Source organism: Acinetobacter bereziniae, assembly GCF_016576965.1.
Classification (GTDB): Bacteria; Pseudomonadota; Gammaproteobacteria; order Pseudomonadales; family Moraxellaceae; genus Acinetobacter; species Acinetobacter bereziniae.
In genome coordinates, this window is sequence record NZ_CP066119.1 from 3,639,644 (window position 1) to 3,658,491 (window position 18,848).

The 18,848-nt window shown below is 37.1% G+C and carries 11 protein-coding genes; 1 reads left to right on the forward strand and 10 read right to left on the reverse strand.

The annotated features are described in order from the left end of the window. Positions 1-34: 34 nt before the first annotated feature. The 8 genes from I9192_RS17000 to I9192_RS17035 form a co-directional block, all read right to left on the reverse strand. On the reverse strand, positions 35-2,314 hold the full coding sequence (locus I9192_RS17000; RefSeq protein WP_151751405.1) for a TonB-dependent receptor: 2,280 nt from the start codon (positions 2,312-2,314) through the stop codon (positions 35-37). Positions 2,315-2,386: 72 nt separating this feature from the next. Further along, on the reverse strand, positions 2,387-2,797 hold the full coding sequence (locus tag I9192_RS17005; protein WP_100885847.1) for a DUF2946 family protein: 411 nt from the start codon (positions 2,795-2,797) through the stop codon (positions 2,387-2,389). A 246-nt stretch (positions 2,798-3,043) separates the two neighbouring features. Beyond that, a complete protein-coding gene (locus I9192_RS17010) occupies positions 3,044-3,736 on the reverse strand; it encodes a GntR family transcriptional regulator (RefSeq protein WP_100885848.1) in 693 nt (230 codons plus the stop codon). A 3-nt stretch (positions 3,737-3,739) separates the two neighbouring features. After that, entirely contained in the window at positions 3,740-7,342 is a 3,603-nt protein-coding gene (gene uca / locus I9192_RS17015; RefSeq protein WP_100885849.1) for an urea carboxylase, read from the reverse strand. 14 nt (positions 7,343-7,356) lie between these two features. Beyond that, the gene (gene atzF, locus I9192_RS17020; RefSeq protein WP_151751404.1) at positions 7,357-9,189 is read right to left on the reverse strand and encodes an allophanate hydrolase; all 1,833 of its coding nucleotides are present in this window, start codon (positions 9,187-9,189) and stop codon (positions 7,357-7,359) included. Positions 9,190-10,004: 815 nt separating this feature from the next. Further along, entirely contained in the window at positions 10,005-12,026 is a 2,022-nt protein-coding gene (locus I9192_RS17025; protein ID WP_151751403.1) for a DUF262 domain-containing protein, read from the reverse strand. Next, a complete protein-coding gene (locus I9192_RS17030; RefSeq protein WP_151751402.1) occupies positions 12,027-13,454 on the reverse strand; it encodes a DUF262 domain-containing protein in 1,428 nt (475 codons plus the stop codon). 124 nt (positions 13,455-13,578) lie between these two features. Beyond that, positions 13,579-16,491 carry a type I restriction endonuclease subunit R gene (locus I9192_RS17035; RefSeq protein ID WP_151751401.1) on the reverse strand — a complete coding sequence of 971 codons (2,913 nt, stop codon included), beginning with the start codon at positions 16,489-16,491 and terminating at the stop codon, positions 13,579-13,581. Positions 16,492-16,591: 100 nt separating this feature from the next. Between I9192_RS17035 and I9192_RS17040 the strand changes: the two genes are divergently transcribed. Further along, positions 16,592-16,933, forward strand: a complete 342-nt coding sequence (locus I9192_RS17040) for a hypothetical protein (protein ID WP_151751400.1) — start codon at positions 16,592-16,594, stop codon at positions 16,931-16,933. A 44-nt stretch (positions 16,934-16,977) separates the two neighbouring features. On the opposite strand, the gene I9192_RS17045 is transcribed toward I9192_RS17040, so the two are convergent. Next, on the reverse strand, positions 16,978-17,151 hold the full coding sequence (locus I9192_RS17045; protein ID WP_227567133.1) for a hypothetical protein: 174 nt from the start codon (positions 17,149-17,151) through the stop codon (positions 16,978-16,980). A gap of 94 nt (positions 17,152-17,245) precedes the next feature. Further along, positions 17,246-18,805 carry a type I restriction-modification system subunit M gene (locus I9192_RS17050; protein WP_151751399.1) on the reverse strand — a complete coding sequence of 520 codons (1,560 nt, stop codon included), beginning with the start codon at positions 18,803-18,805 and terminating at the stop codon, positions 17,246-17,248. Positions 18,806-18,848: the final 43 nt, after the last annotated feature.

The following is an 18,848-nucleotide window of genomic DNA, read 5'->3' on the forward strand; positions in this document are numbered from 1 at the left end:
ACTCTGAATTCATGAATAGACTGTTTATTAGCTTTTAAAATTTAAATGTCACACCAAGCTCAACACTTCTTGGCGCCCCGATATAAATTTGCTTAGATGAATAACCAGAGTACTCACCAAAAAATTGATCGGTTAAATTTCTTCCCCAGAGTGTAAAAGTCATATTTTTTAGATCATACGCAAGTGATGCATCATATGTCGTATAGCCTTTTACGAAATATGTATTAGCAGTATCGGTATAGAAACCACTTACATGTTTTGCAAAGCCACTCACAGTCATTGGTAATGTTTTAAATTGATAGCTCAAAGAAGCATTTGCAACTTTTTCTGGAACATTGACAGGTTGATTGCCTGAACGATTCGCACCGCCTGCTTCTATTAATTTCTTGTATTCTGCATCAACCCAAGCCAAACCTAAGTTCGCTTTTAACTGCGGTGTAATCGCAGCAGAGGCTGTAAATTCAACACCTTTAGATACCTGCTGCCCTCCCTGAACAGTTACATTAATATTGTTCGGGTCACGAGTTAAAATGTCATTTAATTCAATCCAATAAACTGAACCAACCATGTCCAGCTTACCGTCTAATACACTCGACTTAAAGCCAAGTTCAGCAGATTTGCCTTTTGATAAATCGAAACTTCCATTCGCTGTCGAGATCACAAGTAAAGAAGAAACAGGGGTAACCGCTGTACTATATTGACCATATAGCTGGGTATCTGGGGTTAGATTGTAAACACTACCTATACGCCAAGAGAATGGGTTAAAAGTAGGATTAAATTGCTGCTGACTATCAGTTAAGATGTTATCTATTGTGCGCTCTACATCAAGGCGTTCATAGCGTGCCCCACCAACAATCAACCAGTCTGGCGTTATGTTAAAAGCATCCTCTGCAAAAACAGACCAATTCTTAATCTGAGTTGAGAATTTATTGTAACTTGTCCATGCTGTCCAATTGCTGGCTGGCATATCTCCAACATTTGGATGATACGGATCAACAGCATTTAGGTTTCCACTTGGTCTGGGACTACTAAAATCGGTATAGCTATATTCAGAGCCTACGCTCAGTCGATTACGATATTTCCCTGCAATCAATTGATCATGACCAAAACTGAAGCGATCACTCCATACATCATGATCATGGCTCCAACGCTGTACCGTCCGTTTGAATAGCCCTGTTTGACTGTCAAAATTTTGTTCTGGGGATAGATAGAATTTTCGATCTGCGTGGTAATACGTGGCAATATTATTGAACGTCCATGATGGTGAAAGTTGATAATCAGTTGCCCAAGATAGAGTCGTTGTATCAGCACTTAACTCTCCACCGTATGGATTATAATTTTTATGTCGTGTTGCCTTATCAATCACTAAACCATCTGGGTTATCTAGAATATTACTTGGATTTTTGGCAGTTGATGCAGAAACTAGAGGTGATCCATTATAGCTAGATGTTTCTTTATCATGATCAAAATTTGCTGAAAAAAGCATAGATAAATGATCATTTGGTTTATACAGCAAGCTGCCTGCCGCACCAAACTTTACCGTTTTTTGGTTATCAATATCGAATAAACTATCCGACCTTAAAAAACTTATGTCTGAACGAACAGCCAGTTCATCATTTAGTGGGAGATTTCCACCAATAGCAGTTCTAAGCGTGTTGAAGCTACCATAATTCAGCATACCCTCAACTGTTGCCTGTTCTAGATTAGGCTTCTTCGTTAAAAGGTTAACAGCACCGCCTAGAGCACCCTCACCAAATAAAACAGACGAGGGACCTTTTAGTACTTCTATTTTTTCATATTTCCAAACATCTAAATCACGTGTAACAAAAGTAGATGCTCCTATACGAACACCATCTTGTAACACTGTATTGGTATTTCCTGAAAAACCTCTCATGGTTAAAACTGCTGGATTGCCTGGAACATTACCGACAGTTGCACCAGTCACATTACCAAAAGCCTCTTTAACTGTTCTCACCCCTTTTTCTTGTAATTCCTTTTGGGTGATTGTCTGAACTGTTGCAGGTGTTTCCTGAGAGGTTAATCCTAGTCGACTACTGGTGGTATTGACCTGTTTTAAATGTAGAGGGTCAACCTTAAGGTCCTGTTTTGCTTCAATAACCAAAGTTGGTAATTGAACGGCAGGTTGTGAATCATCTGCGGCAAACGTAGTTGATCCTGATATTCCATAAGCTAATAACGTAATACCCAAACGATAAACAAAGCTAATATTAATAAATTTTATCTGTGGGGTAACATAATTTGAGACAATAAAATTGTTCCCATTTAAGAATGGGTTTAACTTGAATTGAGACATTTCAATTCCTTCTAAGCATAAATATCCGCTAGGACATTGCAGGAATGTCCGTAAATAAAAAAATTTTGGAGTTTATGCAAATAAAGGAGGTGCTCTTCCCTGTGGAAGTAGGTATAACCGCTGTAAGGCAAAATAAATATGCTGGAAATTATATTCAAATGCCAGCATTCGAACAAAAAGACGGTCAAGCACTTCATCAAAGCTAAAGTCTAGACCTGTAGTTAAGTTGGCAAATACCGTACAGTATGGACATTCATGTCCAGCATCATGTTGATGGGTACTTTGAACAGTCTGGAAATTTTGATCTTCATTCAGCATATGTTGCTGATGAGAGTGATCAGATAAACGATGAGAACTATGTTGTTGAGCGGTACTAATTGTCTTAGAAAAAGCATCAGAAATAGTTACACAGACCAGCGCAATACGGTATTTTTCTGGTAATAGTGGTTGTATAAATACAACAGTTTGCAGAAACATTGCCATGAAGGCAAGGACTAGAGCAACTCTCAAGGTAGGCTTTTTCAATATTGAGACGACTGCAATCTAACACAGCCTTTACAATTTAAGCAATTTCTATTATCTCCAAAATTAACGTTACATCATCCTTAGAAGGAAATTCTATCCATTATTTTTTTATCGTTATAGTTTTTGCCCAATAATTTAAGCATTTTACTCGGCAAATTAAGGGATATATCCCATTAAAACCTAAGCTCATTTATACAGCATATTTTAAATAAACTGACTAGTATCTAACATTTGCAATGTAATTTTCTTTACCTCATCACGGCTCTGTTTGATATGCTCTGTAGTCGCATTTAGCGCAGAATCCCGCTCTTTTCTAAAAATAAAACCTAAAATAGTCTGATGCTCAGCATAAGTTGCCTCTATACGATATTGTTTGGAGAAATCTAAGCGACGAATAATTCTAATTTTTTCACTCAGTTCTCGATGTATTCGTGCCATTTCCTGATTACCTGCTGCACGAACAAGAGAACAATGGAAATCTTCATCTTGTTGAGAAAGCGCCTTAATATCTTTTAGGTATTGCTCAGGTTCGATACACCATAAATCTTTTAATACTGCCAACTCAATTGATGGCTCCCCAATTTGAGCGCAAAGTATTTCGATAGCTGCTTTTTCTAAAATGATGCGAACATCATACAGTTCTTCATAATATCTAAAGTTCAGTGGTCTCACCTGCCAACCACTTCGAAAACTAACCTCTACATAACCTTCCTGCTGTAAACGATATAAAGCTTGACGTATAGGGGTACGACTCACTTGATAAGTTTTAGCAATTTCTGACTCAGTAAAACGCTCACTCGGCATAAGTTTAAAATCAAAAATATCATTCTTGATTCTTCGATAAACCAGCTCAGACAAATTGTCTGAGCTTTTTAAAGAATTCTTTATTTCAGTCATATCCTATTCCATATAGACCAATGGCTCACCACAATGTACTGTCTGACCAGCGCGACAAGTCACAGCTTTTACAATACCGTCTTCAGATGCATATACAGGTAATTCCATTTTCATAGCCTCGATGATTGCTACAGTTTGACCTTTCTTAACCACTTGACCATGTTCAACCAATATTTTCCATATATTACCTGTCATTGATGCATTTAAAGCGACAAAGTGACTAAAATCTTGCTGTTCAATGTAATCCTTTTGGGTTTCTTCTGGATGGATAAAATCTTCTTTCCATCGTTCAACTTCAGTTTTAAAAGCAAACTGTTGTTTTTCTTTAAAGACCTCGATGCTGTCAGCTTCATCCTCTAAAAATTTACAGTATTGCGCATAATCAAATTCAGTTTCTTCAATTTGAATTTGAGCTTGACCATTGGCAAAATCTAAACGCCACTGATCTAATTCAGCTTCATTAACCTCAAAAAATTTGATTTGGTCAAAAAATTGCAGGAACCATTGTTTATCGCCAAATTGTTTATTCTTTTTAAATTTATTCCAGATCGGTAATGTGCGACCAATTAATTGGTATCCACCTGGTGAATCCATTCCATAAATACACATGTACATACCACCAATTCCCACAGTCCCTTCTGCGGTAAATGTACGTGCTGGATTATATTTAGAGCTTAATAAACGATGACGCGGGTCTATCGGTACTGCGCAAGGTGCTGTCAGATAAACATCTCCTAATCCAAGCACAAGATAATTTGCATTAAATAAGATTTGTTTAACTTCATCACGGTGTTTCAAACCATTAATTCGCTGAATAAAATCCACATTATTTGGAAGCCATGGTGCTTTGGCGCAAACACTTTCCTGATATCGTTCAACTGCACTCAGGGTGGCACTATCTTCAAATGCCATGGGTAAATAAATCATACGTGATGGTATTTTTATTTGGCTTAGATCCCCCATTTTTTCTTCTAAATAGAGCAGTTCAGCGATTAGCGTTTTTTGCGGGATGATCAAACCATCATATTTAATTTGCAAGGAACGAACACCAGGTGATAATTCTAAAATACCTGCGATACTGTGAGCACGTATCAGCTCTATCAATTTGTGGACACGTAACCTAAGGGAAAGATCCAGAATATTGTCACCATACTCAAGTAAGATATAACTATCTCCGGCTTGACGATAAACTGTTTTTGGAGAAAGCTGCATAGCCTCTCTCTGTGCCAAAATCGTCGTACCCATTTCCTCTTTAGAAATAGGGGCTACATCTGGAACAGCAGTTGAAAAGTTTTCAATCAAATCTAGCTGCTGTTGTTCTAATTGATTCGCTTGTTCTACGCTTAATGGATAAAAAGAGATTTTATCATCTGCTTTAAGTTGTCCGATTTTCCATAATTCTGCTTTAGCAATCGTTACTGGGCAAACAAACCCACCAAGACTTGGTCCATCTTTAGCTAAAATAACAGGGAAATCACCTGTAAAGTTGATTGCGCCAATGGCATATTCACAATCGTGTACATTGGAAGGATGTAATCCAGCTTCTCCACCATTTTCTCGTGCCCAACTTGGCGTTGGCCCACTTAAACGAATTCCTAAACGGTTTGAGTTAAAATGAACCGTCCATTCTGAAGCAAAGAATTCTTCAATATATTCTTGTTTAAAAAAATCAGGTGCGCCATGTGGGCCATACAGCACTCCGATTTTCCATTCGGTGCTATAGCTTGGAATTAAGTGGTTAGACAATGCTTGTGGTTGTGCAATGGCAATAGGTAACTCATTCATAAGTAAAGTCGGATTCACCATTTTAATCGTATCACCTGCACGAAGTGTACGACCAGCATGACCTCCAAAATTACCTAATGCAAAAGTCGAGCGACTGCCTAAATATACAGGGACATCCAAACCATCGCGTACTGAAAGATATGTTCGACAACCGGATTCAACTTGCCCTAACTCAAGTATCTGTCCAGACTTGACTGTGATCGGTTGCCAAAAATGAATAGCTTGATCGTCAAGATATGCAGAACATGGTGCACCTGTTAATGCAATGGTGGTATCAGCATGAAATTTTAACGTAGGCCCCATCAAAGTAAATTCAAAACCCGCAGCTTTAGCATCATTGCCTACAATTTTATTTGCCAATTGGAAAGCAAAATCATCCATAGGGCCTGATGGTGGGACGCCAATATCCCAATAACCAACACGCCCAGGATAATCTTGAATCGAACTTAATGTTCCCGGCTGAACCACTTCAATTACCCGAGGTGTATATTTAAAATCGTCTAACATCCGTGTCCAGATTTGCATACTTTCAAAGCGAATATCTGAAATAATCTCACGCGCATAATCAAGATTGGTACTAATACCGTTAAGTCGTGCTTCAACTAATGCTTGTTTCAACTTTTGTATCGCAGCCTCACGATTTTCAGCATGAACTATGATCTTGGCAATCATTGGATCAAAATATTGAGAAATTTCAGTGCCTGTAGATACCCATGTATCAACCCGAATCCCTTCAGGGAAATAAACATCAGTTAAAACACCTGGACTCGGCTGAAAATTCTTAACTGGGTCTTCTGCGTAGACCCGAACTTCTATAGCTGCACCTTGGGGCTGTATATGCGCTAAGTCATCCCAATCCAACCGATCCCCTGATGCGACTTTTAGCATACATTCGATTAAATCCAGCCCTGTTACCATTTCTGTTACAGGGTGTTCAACTTGTAGTCGAGTATTGACCTCTAAGAAATAAAACTCATCTCGTGCTGCATCATAAATAAACTCAACAGTTCCAGCGCTACGATATTGAACCGATTTTCCGAGCTCAATTGCAGCTTGATGTAGTTTTTTTCGTGTTGCGTCAGGTAAATTTGCTGCAGGTGTTTCTTCAACAATTTTTTGGTTACGACGTTGTAGGGAACAATCTCGTTCTCCCAAAGCAATCACTTGACCTTGACCATCACCAAATATCTGTACCTCTACATGACGAGCCCTATCTATAAAGCGTTCTAAAAAGACGCCAGCATCCTTAAAAAATTGCTCACCTAAGCGTTTCACACTTTCATAAGCTTCCATTAAGGCATCTTTTGAGTCACAGCGGATTAAACCAATACCGCCACCACCTGCGGTACTTTTCAGCATGATCGGATAACCAATTGTTTCCGCAGCTTCGAGTGCGTCATCTAAACTATTTAATAAACCTGTTCCGGGTGTCATTGGCACATTGGCTATGGCCGCCAGTTCACGTGCACGATGTTTTAGTCCGAATTCTAAAATTTGCTGGGCTGTAGGCCCCATAAATGCAATATCGTTTTCCTCACATGCTTGAGAGAACTCAGCACTTTCAGAAAGAAAACCATAACCAGGGAAAATCGCTTGTGCGCCTGTGTCTTTTGCAATTCGGATTAACTTTTCAATACTCAAATACGTATCTGCTGGCTTAATCCCCTGTAAAGCAACTGCGAGCTCTGCATCTAATACATGCTGAGCATAACGATCTGTGTCTGAATAGACAGCTATACTTTTGATGCCTAATTTCTTTAAGGTTCGAATGGCTCTTACAGCAATTTCACCACGGTTTGCAATTAATACAGTATGAAACATGATGCTTTCCCCCCTTAATTCGATACAGCTAGTACTGGATTATTTCGCTGTTGGATATATGCCCGCCATCCTCCCAAATGACTGATATTCTCTGCATCGTCCAAACCATAAGGTTCACAGATAAAGCCTTTTACCCAGCGCCCATCTTCAAGTTCTACATTTCCCATACCCAGTGGTGGCGGGATTTCTGCAACAAACTCCCCAAAACGAGCAGTTGGAATATCCCAAAGTTCTACAATAATGGCTTTCCCCTCAGCTTCATTACGTGCAAGGCCCGGTTTAGGCGGCACTGTCCCATTCAATGCATATAGAGAATATTTACTGGCAGTTCTGGTCGTTTCAATATGTACAGCATCTCTGCTGGTCAATTGAAAATTCAGTGGCATACCTATTAAATGAGCCCCAACAACAGCCACACGGATATGATGATCAGATCGGGTTAAATCCAGTTGAGTAGATTTCAATTTTGCTTGTGTTGCCCCTAACTTTAAATCGAGATATCGCTGCCAGAGTTTTCCAAAATGAGTTAATGCAGCATCATGCCAAGCAGGTGCAATTAAAGTAATTCCAAAAGGTAAGCCGTCTTCTCGAAACCCTGCGGGTAAAGCCAGTGCACTTAAATCAGCCAAATTGGTGAAATTAGTATATGTACCAAAATGAGAGTTAAACTTAATGGGTTCAATTTTCATTTCTTCGATTGTGTAAATTGTGGGTGATGTTGGTACGATCAAAGCATCAAATTGAGCCAATTTTTCCTGAATTTCACGTGCCAAATCTTGTTTTAGATACTCTGCGTTGTAAGCATCAATCGCTGTGTATTGATAACCCTGTTTAACTATTTCTAGAACTGTTTGATCAAATGCTTCAGGATTTTGTTCGATAAAATCTTCTAAAGCAGCAGTTCGTTCAGCCACCCAAGGTCCTTGGTAAAGTTGTACTGCGAGTTTTTCAAAAGCCGTAAAATCAATCTCTGTAATAGAAGCCTGAAAAGACTCAAGTAATTTTAGTGCTTGGCTAAACGCTTGTTCCGATTGTTGATCACCAAAAAAATTTAAAGTATCGGGTATTGCAAAATTGAGTTTTGAGGTAAAGCGTGCTGGCGCTGTTTTTGGATTTTTTCGCGAGTAACTATCTCGCGAATCATATTTTTCTAATAGATTGGCAACATATTCTGCATCTACAACTGTTAAAGCAAAAATCGAAATACAATCAACAGTCTTACAGGCAGGCAATAGACCATGATTTGAAAAACGCCCTTTGGTTGGTTTTAATCCAACAATATTGTTAAAACCAGCTGGAACACGGCCTGACCCTGCAGTATCAGTTCCCAATGAAAAAGGCACTAGACCACGAGCCACTACGCTCGCTGAACCAGAACTTGATCCACCACTTACATAATTTGGATTAAAGTTGTTTTTAACTGCGCCATAAGGAGATCGAGTGCCAACTAATCCTGTTGCAAATTGGTCCAAATTTGTTTTACCGACGACAACCGCACCAGCATTTTTCAATAAGTGGACAAGTGCGGCATCTTGTTCAGCAGGATGAGAGATGATCTTACATGCCGCTGTAGACACAAATCCTTTTACATCAATATTGTCTTTAACTGCGAATGGAATTCCATATAACGGAAATTGCTGATAAATATTCTCTAAGTCATGAGTATCGATTTGAAGATCTTCAATCTGTTGTTTGATTTGTTCGACAGTCGCAATTGAAATCCATGCATTGTCCTGCGGATCAAAGTTACTCACTAAGTCACACAATTTTTCGATATTAATTTCACCAGTTTGATAAGCCCGTTGCCAATCACTAATCGTCCAGCCACTCATTTTTTCTAAGTACATTTTTTGAATTCCATCTTGTATACAAACTTGTACTTAAAGTGCAAAAATCACGCCACAATCTTAATATGTTGTTTTTATTTAATTTATTTAATAATTTGGATAAGTTACGTATTAAATTAAATCATTTTATTAGTCTTCAATAGAAAATTGTTATTTTATAGTGCAATATAGAAATATTTATCAAACCTCAAACAATTAATTCTTATTCAAAAAATGAAAGTATATACGCTTTAAACTCTTGCAAGCTTTTATATTCAACATATACTATTGTTTTATAATGAATTTTAACATTCATATAACTTTGGTTCGCTTAATGCATGCATAAGATTTTTTGTATAGGCATTTTAAATATAACTTATTTAACTAGGTTTTTTATGAAACTAGTGAATTCAATGACCGAATTACAACTAAGTAGACAACATTCAAGTCATAAGAATAATTAATTTCATATTAAGAATTAGATCGTGAGAGTGGGACTCTAGAAATAACTTTTCAATAGCTTCTAATTAAATTTAATTCTTTAATTATCAGAAAATTAAAATCTAAAAGTTTCTATTAGATTTTAGTATTTGTGCCAAATTTTGTGACATCGCCTTTTTTAAGCAATGCTTTTTATAACAAGAATTTGGTTGAGGTGGCGGCAATTGTACTCACAATAGATTCTCTATGAGTACAGATATTTATAAAAAACTTTTCTTCAAAATTTACCCATTTTCCCCTAAATATTATTACAGAACAAAATAATTATATTATTCAAAATATAAAGCGTTTTTTTGCTACAAAATGAAATGAGTAAAATAGATAATACTCGGTATTCATAATAAAAAAGCATGCCTCTGAGAGCAAGCTTTTCCGTTTAAATCTTCTATCAGTAACTCTATCATATCATGCTGATGTTTTTCTATACTCGCTTCATTCCACTCAGATTCGTTCTTCTCAATAATCTGCATCATCAACTCTAACTTTAAACTATTGGGTGCTTTGGTACGCTTCCTAAGCCAATGCGTTTTTTGAATGGGCATATCATTGGTGAGTGTAGAATTTTCACTTTGACTAACTAAACCTAGATTACCAAAACTATCTAGAACCTGTTGAGGCAATCGCTCACCCACCTTTGGGTTCTGTGGATAAAAATGCTCAATAGAATCTTTATAGCTAAAGTAAAACTTAGCATGACTCCCTTTTTCCTTCTTTAATAAAAGATAATCTAGATAGTTAAAACAAAAGTAAGGAATCTTTCCATAGCTAAACTGTGCTTCTAAGTCTTGTGCAGTGACCAAAGTCTTGCAATCAAATTCATCAGCATACATAAAACTTTCATAGTCTTCCTTGTCTGTATGTAAGTATCGCTTCTTGATCAAAGTACGTGCAAAATTTTCCACAAATGTAAAATAGGTATTTAAACCAATCCCCTTGTCACTATGATCTATGAGCCAATATAAAACGCTCAATAACCAGTTTTTACGTGCATGTGTCGGATAAGAAACATGAAACGCAGATAGAAGCATCACTAGATTTCTTTGACCGCCTTCTAATGCTAATTCATTTTCCCCTTCCTGTTCAGATTGTGAAAAGGTATTTACATAGCTCACATTACCAGAACTATAATATTTAGGTTTCTTGAGTGACCAACCTTTGTACTGCGGGCTATTCTCACGTTTGATGACATACAGATCGAATAGATATCGTGTTTTCAAAAGTAAGTAGATAAAGTCTTTTGCATGACCTGCATCTAAAATCGTGTTTTTAAAGCTTTCTAATAAAGTCTTATCGTCGAGTGCAATCTTGCTAGCATCGCCATCTTTCAACTGTGTTTTGACATAAATCTTCAAAACTTGCATCAGGAAGTTTGGATAATCAATAATGCTTGCAAAACGTTCACCCGACTCTTCATTCGGCTTCTGACTAAGAGGAACAGGATTAAGCTTTAGAATTCCTTCCAAAGTGAGCTTATCCCCATATGAGCTCTTGCCTTCAGTACCCGCATCTTTCGATACTGTTTCGATAGGTAGGCATGACTTAAGTTTTTCATAGTCTTTGACCCACCATTCATGATATGAACCACCAAATATTTTCTTTCTCTGATCTGCGTTAAAACCATAGGCAACATATTTGTACATATCCTGACATGCTGACCACACATGATGAACAACATGACGATCTACATCATCATCACTCAAAAGACTCAAAAAATGTGCCTTAATGACTTCATGGGCTTCCAACTGTTCACCACGGTTATTCAGCGCATCAAAATAATGCGTCACATCTGCAAGCTCTGGAATCATAGTGCGTAAAATCACGACATGATTCAGCAAATAGTCTGCAAATTTTTCAAGCTCATTCTCTTGAACTATCTGCAAACACTCATCATCAATGATTTGATAGCCTCTCAGGATAGAGTGATCACCATACTCTACATTCAATCTATCTAGATCTTTTTTAAGGGTTTGATCGTTCGCAAACTTCCACAAAGAGTTTAAAATAATCGCTGATTTTTCACGGCTTTCAAAGCTTAATCTTATTTCCCTAAATTCATCTAGTGGCGATGTTTTAAGCTTAGACTTCAAAAATAAAGCTATAAGATTTAAAGTCGTAAATCGCTGTTGTCCATCTAACACTTCAAAGTAATTGTCTTTTTTCGCTACCACTAAACTACCAATATAGTAGTTTTGATTATGTGACTGAGACTTTCGGTAATAGTCATAAATATCCTGTATCAAAGCGCGGATCTGTAGTCTTCCCCAAGCATAGTTTCTTTGATATACAGGGATTTGATAATTTACATCTTCGCTCAACAATTGAAAGATGGTATATGGCTGTGTTTGCTCTTTCGACATTTATCCCTGCTCCACCATATATTTCATTTCTACAAATAGCTTTTTAATTGCTTCAACTTTGCTTTTATTACTTCTCTCGCTTAGCTTACTCGAATCAATGATATTCAAAGAAAAATTAAAGAAGTCTTTGGGTCTTAATGATTCATCCAAACGTCTAAAAAGGTTGTGATCTATGACATGACTTTCAATGCTTGATTCATAAATGCTTGATTGTGTGAGTCTTAAACTATAAGCCCAAATGAACCCTATTTCTAAAGCACTCGAAAATTCGGCTTCACCAAAACGATCGTAGTATACCAAGAGAAAAGCATTCAGTATTTTACGGACATAACCATCACCCGTCCGTGTTCGACCAGAGTAAATATAATCTTTAGAATTCCCATTGATGACTTGCCAAATTTTGTTCGACATTTCTGTTTTCAATAATGGTGTTACCCAAGCGTCCGTACCATCTGGGTCAAGTAAACCTAACGCTTTGCTTTCATAATGCGTAAACCATTCAAAAAATCGTCGCCCATTGATCATCGTTTGGGTGATTTGAAATGGATAGGCTAGATTTAGGTTATCTACTCTGCGGAAGCGATCACAATTGTACTCATCGACCATGATATGTAAGATACGATATGACTGGCTTAGTGGAAAACGATCTTCCTGATGCAGTGACAAACCTTTAAAACCATCAACCTGCTCTTTACCAAAGGTGAATGCCTTTTCCCCTTTCGTCCATTGTCTGATCGGATAAAGCAAATCGGAGAAAATCCTATGTACATCCTTTTCTTTCCTTTGCTCCCATTGCTGAACAGCTTGTGCTTTTAATTGCGCTTCTGAGGGATCAAATTCTCGCAGATGGTATGCCTTCAACAAGTCATGTGGATGTAGATCTAATCCTCTTGAGTTTTGCGAGTCAAAGAACTGGAAAGCCTCAGAGAGCTTGCCTAATTCAACGATGACGAACTCACATTTAGACAGCAGGATATCAATGTATTCTTCTAGAGGCTTAGCTCTCGGTTTATCGACTAGCCGAACAACAACATCATAATTCCTGCGTAGATTTTCTTGGCTAATACGGCACGTAGGAATCTCTAAACTGAATTCAGGCAGACTAACTTTATTTAGTTCAGCTTTTCTCGCTTGTAAGGCATGCCAAATGAGATAAAAGGTCAAAGTACGTTGCTGACCATCTACTATATCCTTTGTTGCTTCAGCTGATTCCTTATGTAAAACAATAGTCCCAAGACGATACTTATAACGATCATCATCACGATTCTTAGGCGTAATGCCTGCAACAAAATAGTCCAAATCATCAAACAGTGTTCTAAGATGCTTCTCTGTCCATTTGTAAGGACGCTGATAATCAGGAATGCTTAAAGATTGTTCATAAAGTGTTTTTAATGAGATAACGCTTGGCTCTAAAGTGGCTGTAGTCATGGTTTGTCAGTATTCATTTCGAATTGTTCGTTATAGAGCAAATTAGCAAAGGGCATATGGAATGAACACGAGACACGCCTTGGTAATGCCACTCTGCTACAGCATTAATTTTTTAGCTGACTTATTACAGCTTCAAACTATATCGGCTTAATAAATCAGATGTCTTCGCATGTAACTCTGCAAAATAACGACCACGTTTCAGCAATGGTGGCTTTTGTATTGGAAGCTCCTTAATCTCATGAGGCAACGGAAGGCGTTCGGTGAAATTAAAGTTATCTGCGAGTTTATCAAACTCAGGCTTTTTCAACTGTTCATCACGGCAGAAACCCTCATAAGCTTGCGCTCTTTCAGCATCCCAAAAGGCATAGAATTCTTGTTTCACCGTTTGACCTGTGATCATCTTTGGCAGTTGTAGTTCAATAAATTTTTCAATCAGGTCTTTTTTGTTATACATCTTGGCATCATTGCTCAGCATATCCATAAGCTCTTTGCGCCGTTGATCTTTCTGCGCAGGATTTGATGCAGAAGCAATTAACCCAAGCAATGCAATGATGTAGTCTTGATTCACACGGTCGTTATGAACAAGCTCTAATTGGAAATCAATGTCTTCTAGGACTGAGACTTTATCTTTATCATCAGATGGCTGCTTAATACGATTATATAAGTCTTTGTATTTGCCCTTATAGTCCTCTAAATCCTGAGCTGTGAATGGCGCTGTATTTTTGTCATACTCAGTAAACATGTTGAGTAAGTTATTCAGACGTAAAACTTCTCTAAAGCTTTCTACGAACTTCAACTGTTCAGCTTCAAGTTTTAAATTATCTACATCCTGACAATTTGGAGTCAGTGTTTTTAACTGTGCTACAGCAGTTTTATACTGCTCTAAGAACACACTCATTTCAGGTATGGTCACATTACTCAATGGTTTCTTATCAGAGAACAAGCGTAAAGCCTTGTCAGTCGCTTGTTTTAAATTCCGATAACAAACCACATTCCCGAAAGGCTTTGATGGCTTATAAACACGATTGGTACGTGAGAATGCCTGAATCAAACCATGATATTTTAAGTTTTTGTCTACATAGATCGTATTCAATGGTTTTGAATCAAATCCTGTCAGGAACATGTTCACAACAAGAAGTAAGTCTATCTGCTCATCTTTCTCATACTTGATGTTAAAAAATTTCACTCGCTTACCTAGATTCTGATAGTAATCATAGAAACTATCCGTTGTGTTGTAACTCGAACCATAGGTTTCATTGTATTGAGCAATATACTTGTCGAGTTTTGTCTTTCTTGACTCATCTACAGTATTTGGGGCATCCACTGGCTCTTCAGCGATCATACCCGCTTCTATTTCGTCCGCTGTATTTTGCTGATCCTGTTCATCGACACCAAATGAGAAAATTGTTCGCACTGAAATTGGTTGGAAATAGGTCTTGTTTCTTTCTGCCTCCTCTACCATTTCAGCTTGGACTTTTTCAAACAGTTCGTAGTATTGAATCAAAGTCTCAACCGAGCTGACACAGAACATGGCACAGAATTCTCTATTCCGTGTCTTTTTATCGTGGATACTCAAGATATGACGAACGATTTTTTCCAAGCGTTCAGGATTGTCATACAGCTCTTTACTATCAATCCCCTCCACTTGCTCCTTACTGTCAATATCACCCGTAGTGCTATATTTGCCCCAATAGTCAATTTGGAAAGGCAATACATTACGATCGGTAATGGCATCTACAATCAGATATTCATGCAAACGCTTTGGAAATAAAAATTCAGTCGTGAATTTCTCACCTGATTTTTTTAGTCCATTTTCTTCAAAAATCGGGGTTCCCGTAAAACCAAACATTTGAGCACTTTTAAAGAAGCGTTTGATGTTCTGATGCGTTTCACCAAACTGGCTACGATGACATTCATCAAAAATGAAAATCACTTTTTCATCTTGTAGATCAGCCATCTCCTTTTGATGGCGGTCTTTAGTAATAGCATTATTCAGCTTTTGAATAGTGGTCAGCACTAAACGATTATCTAAGGAACGTAGTTGTCTAATGAGGTTTGCTGTATTGTTGGTGCTATCTACTGAACCTTCTCTATACGCATTAAATTCCGTATAGGTTTGTTCATCGAGGTCTTTGCGGTCGACGACAAAAATGACGCGACGAATCTCAGGATTCTTAATCAGCAATTGACTTGCCTTAAACGAGGTTAAGGTTTTACCTGAACCCGTGGTATGCCAGATATACGCATTTTCTTTAGATATTTTAACATGCTCAATCATGCGCTCAATGGCATAAATTTGATATGGACGCAGGATCATTAAAAATTGATCTGAATGATGGAGCACAATGTACTGCGACAACATCTTAAAGGCATGTGTTGGATTTAAGAAAACTTGAGTGAACTCGGCAAGATCATTGATGTTTTTATTGTTTTCATCTGCCCAAGGGAAAGCAAACTCGATCGTTTTGGTGCCATTCGCGTAATACAAGCAGTTGACACCATTACTGATCACAAAGAATTGGATATAGCCAAATAAACCATCACCTGCTTTATAGGCAGTTTTTGCGTATTCAATGGTTTGCTTAAATGCTTGTTGAATCTCTACGCCACGTCGTTTTAACTCAACTTGTATAAGTGGAAATCCATTCACCAATAAGGTGACATCAAAACGACTGGTTTTACCATTTAAGGCTGAATGGTCTGATACGATTTGATTAGAAACTTGATAAGTATTATTAGTTGCGTTTTCACCAAGAAAAGATAAATGCTTAACCGTACCATCATCAAATTTTAATGGGAAACGATCACGCAGTAGTTGAGCTTTAGCAAAAACAGTTGTTTCTTTGGTGAGGTAATGCCAAACCTGTTTCCACTCTTGATCTGAGAAAGCATGAGGCAGTTGATTGAGCTTTTGGATTTGCACTTTTAAGTTATCGACTAATGCTCTTTCTGTCCGTAATATCACTCTTTCATAGCCTAACCCTTCAAGTTGTTGAATAAAGTTATTTTCCAACTCAAGTTCTACTTGTGTACCCACGCTTCAATCTCTTCTCTAGTCTTTATAATATAATGATTTACATCATTTAAAGTATTAAAATAGCACTAATTAAGCGCATTTCATATACAGCGAAAGGTCTATGGCAATTTTTGATGAAAAATTTAGTGATTCTTTTTATTTTCTAACTGTAAACGGGGAGAAACTTTTTCCAATCATGCAAGAAAATGAAAAAACGAAAGTGCTATATTTTAGAATTGGAGCTAGTGGTTCAGCTCGTATTTTAAATCATCCCGATCCTAAAAAGTGTGCTTTGGAGGTCAGTGAGTTGGAGATGTTTGAGGCTGTTATAAATCAAGGTTTCTTTACACGAATAAAACTAGTAAAGGGTAAGAAAAAACCTCAGTACAATTATCGCTATAAAAAAAGTCGCGATATAAAAGAGCTCGTAATTCATCCTGACTGGTTACATCTAAAAAAGTAAGGTGAAAATCACTGCATGGCTAAATTCATGCAGTGATAAGCTATTCAAGTTTTACTAGAAAACACAGCTATTTCTTCATCAATAATACTTAATGCATTTCCTTTGGAAATAATATAATCATATTGATCTTTCATTAGCTTACGATTAAGCAAAGGATGCTTTTCATCATCTAATTGATTGATTAGTCCTTTTTCAGCTTGAGCTAAAGCTCTTGCCAAATCTGAACGACTTTTGACTTCAGCAAAGATTAACTTTTTTTGACCCTTAGGTGTATCTATAAGTCCGGTAATCCCCCCTTGCTCTATTTAATTATCAAATTTTAAACGGATAACGAACACTTAACTCATCACAAAACCTTCTTATATCCAAATCAATCTGCTCTAAGTTTTCATCAATTTGTTCTAACTTGAATGCGACATCATCTATATCAACTTCAGGTTCAGGCTCAAACAAGTCGATATAGCGAGGAATATTTAGGTTGTAGCCATGCTCTACAATTTTTGAGCGTTCCACATACTCAGAAATTTTAGGGATGGTTTTCTTCGTTTTATAAATTTCTGTAATTTCCGCAATTTGCTCTGGCGAGATAATATTGAATGCTTTCTGCTTTTCATGAAACTCTTTGGCATTAATAAAGAGTATTTTATCGTCTGCTTGTCTATTTTTCTTTAAGACCAACATGGCAACTTCCGTGTCTATCACAGGAGATAGATTTTTCGCCAAGCCAATCACTGCATCAATACAATTCAGGCGTTCAAGCAAAAATTTACGAATAGTCCCTTCAGAATCCCCCCTAAATAGAACCCCATGAGGAATTAGCACAACTGCTATTCCATCATCCTCTAAGGAATAAATGATGTGTTGGATGAAAACCAAGTCTGCTTTTGACTTTGGAGCAAGCTTGCCATAGTTGGCAAATCTAGGATCATGTTTTTTAGCCTCATTATTATTCCAAGTTTGCGAAAACTTTGGATTACACACAATCACATCAAATTTTAAATCAGTATGTTTGGGCTTTTCTAAAGTGTCGTCACTTTCTAGTTTTAATTTTGAATAATGATATCCATTGATCAGAAAATTCATACGTGCTGTTTTTAAGTTACCATCTATCAGATCTTGTCCATAGATTTTATCTACAAAATCTAATGTTTGGTCAGTCTTAATTAGTAAGGAACCAGATCCAAAAGTTGGGTCATAAAGGTTACGAACTCGGTTTTTCTCTGTATGAATGATACTTGCCATCAATTCTGATACATGAGCAGGCGTATAAAAGTCACCTTTCTTTTTACCCAAACTCATTGCCATAAGTTCAATTAAACTAAAGAAAGCACTCCCCAAAATTTCAGGTTTATCTTTCGAGTAGAATTCAATTACATTTAAATCTACCAATATTGAACCTAATGCCTGATTTCTGGCAGTAGCTGAACTACCGAGTAATGCACTTGTAGTATCAAGATCACTTAACAAACCATTAAAAACATCTTTCGACTGATCTGTTAGGTTTTGTTGAAATTGGATAATTGCTTTATCAAACTCCTCCAAAAAGTAGTGTTCATTATTATTGCTATAAGCTTGGGCAAATGAACCTATCAAATATTTTGGCGCAACAAAATAACCTAAAGAGTCTTTCGCCTCTTCTTTTAGAGCAATCATAAGGTCTTGATGCTGATACTCATCTAAAGAACTGTACTCGATTTCACCGTTTAAGTTTTCATTTGCAAATTGCTGAAATTGATTAGATAAAAATTTGTAAAAAATCAGACTCAATGCTAAATTTTTATACTGCGTAACATCTTTATTACCAAAATGCTTTTGGAGCCATTCTCGCAATTTTTGACTTAAATATTCAGTTTTTTGTTCTAGGTTATTCATGAGGATATCTCGATAAAAAAGCAGTATTAAGATTGCTCAATAC

What these genes read in the sequence shown, in the direction of transcription:
- I9192_RS17000 (WP_151751405.1), bottom strand. Translation starts at nt 2,314, where the DNA reads ATGTCTCAATTCAAGTTAAACCCATTCTTAAATGGGAACAATTTTATT.
- I9192_RS17005 (WP_100885847.1), bottom strand. Translation starts at nt 2,797, where the DNA reads ATGGCAATGTTTCTGCAAACTGTTGTATTTATACAACCACTATTACCA.
- I9192_RS17010 (WP_100885848.1), bottom strand. Translation starts at nt 3,736, where the DNA reads ATGACTGAAATAAAGAATTCTTTAAAAAGCTCAGACAATTTGTCTGAG.
- uca (WP_100885849.1), bottom strand. Translation starts at nt 7,342, where the DNA reads ATGTTTCATACTGTATTAATTGCAAACCGTGGTGAAATTGCTGTAAGA.
- atzF (WP_151751404.1), bottom strand. Translation starts at nt 9,189, where the DNA reads ATGTACTTAGAAAAAATGAGTGGCTGGACGATTAGTGATTGGCAACGG.
- I9192_RS17025 (WP_151751403.1), bottom strand. Translation starts at nt 12,026, where the DNA reads ATGTCGAAAGAGCAAACACAGCCATATACCATCTTTCAATTGTTGAGC.
- I9192_RS17030 (WP_151751402.1), bottom strand. Translation starts at nt 13,454, where the DNA reads ATGACTACAGCCACTTTAGAGCCAAGCGTTATCTCATTAAAAACACTT.
- I9192_RS17040 (WP_151751400.1), top strand. Translation starts at nt 16,592, where the DNA reads ATGGCAATTTTTGATGAAAAATTTAGTGATTCTTTTTATTTTCTAACT.
- I9192_RS17050 (WP_151751399.1), bottom strand. Translation starts at nt 18,805, where the DNA reads ATGAATAACCTAGAACAAAAAACTGAATATTTAAGTCAAAAATTGCGA.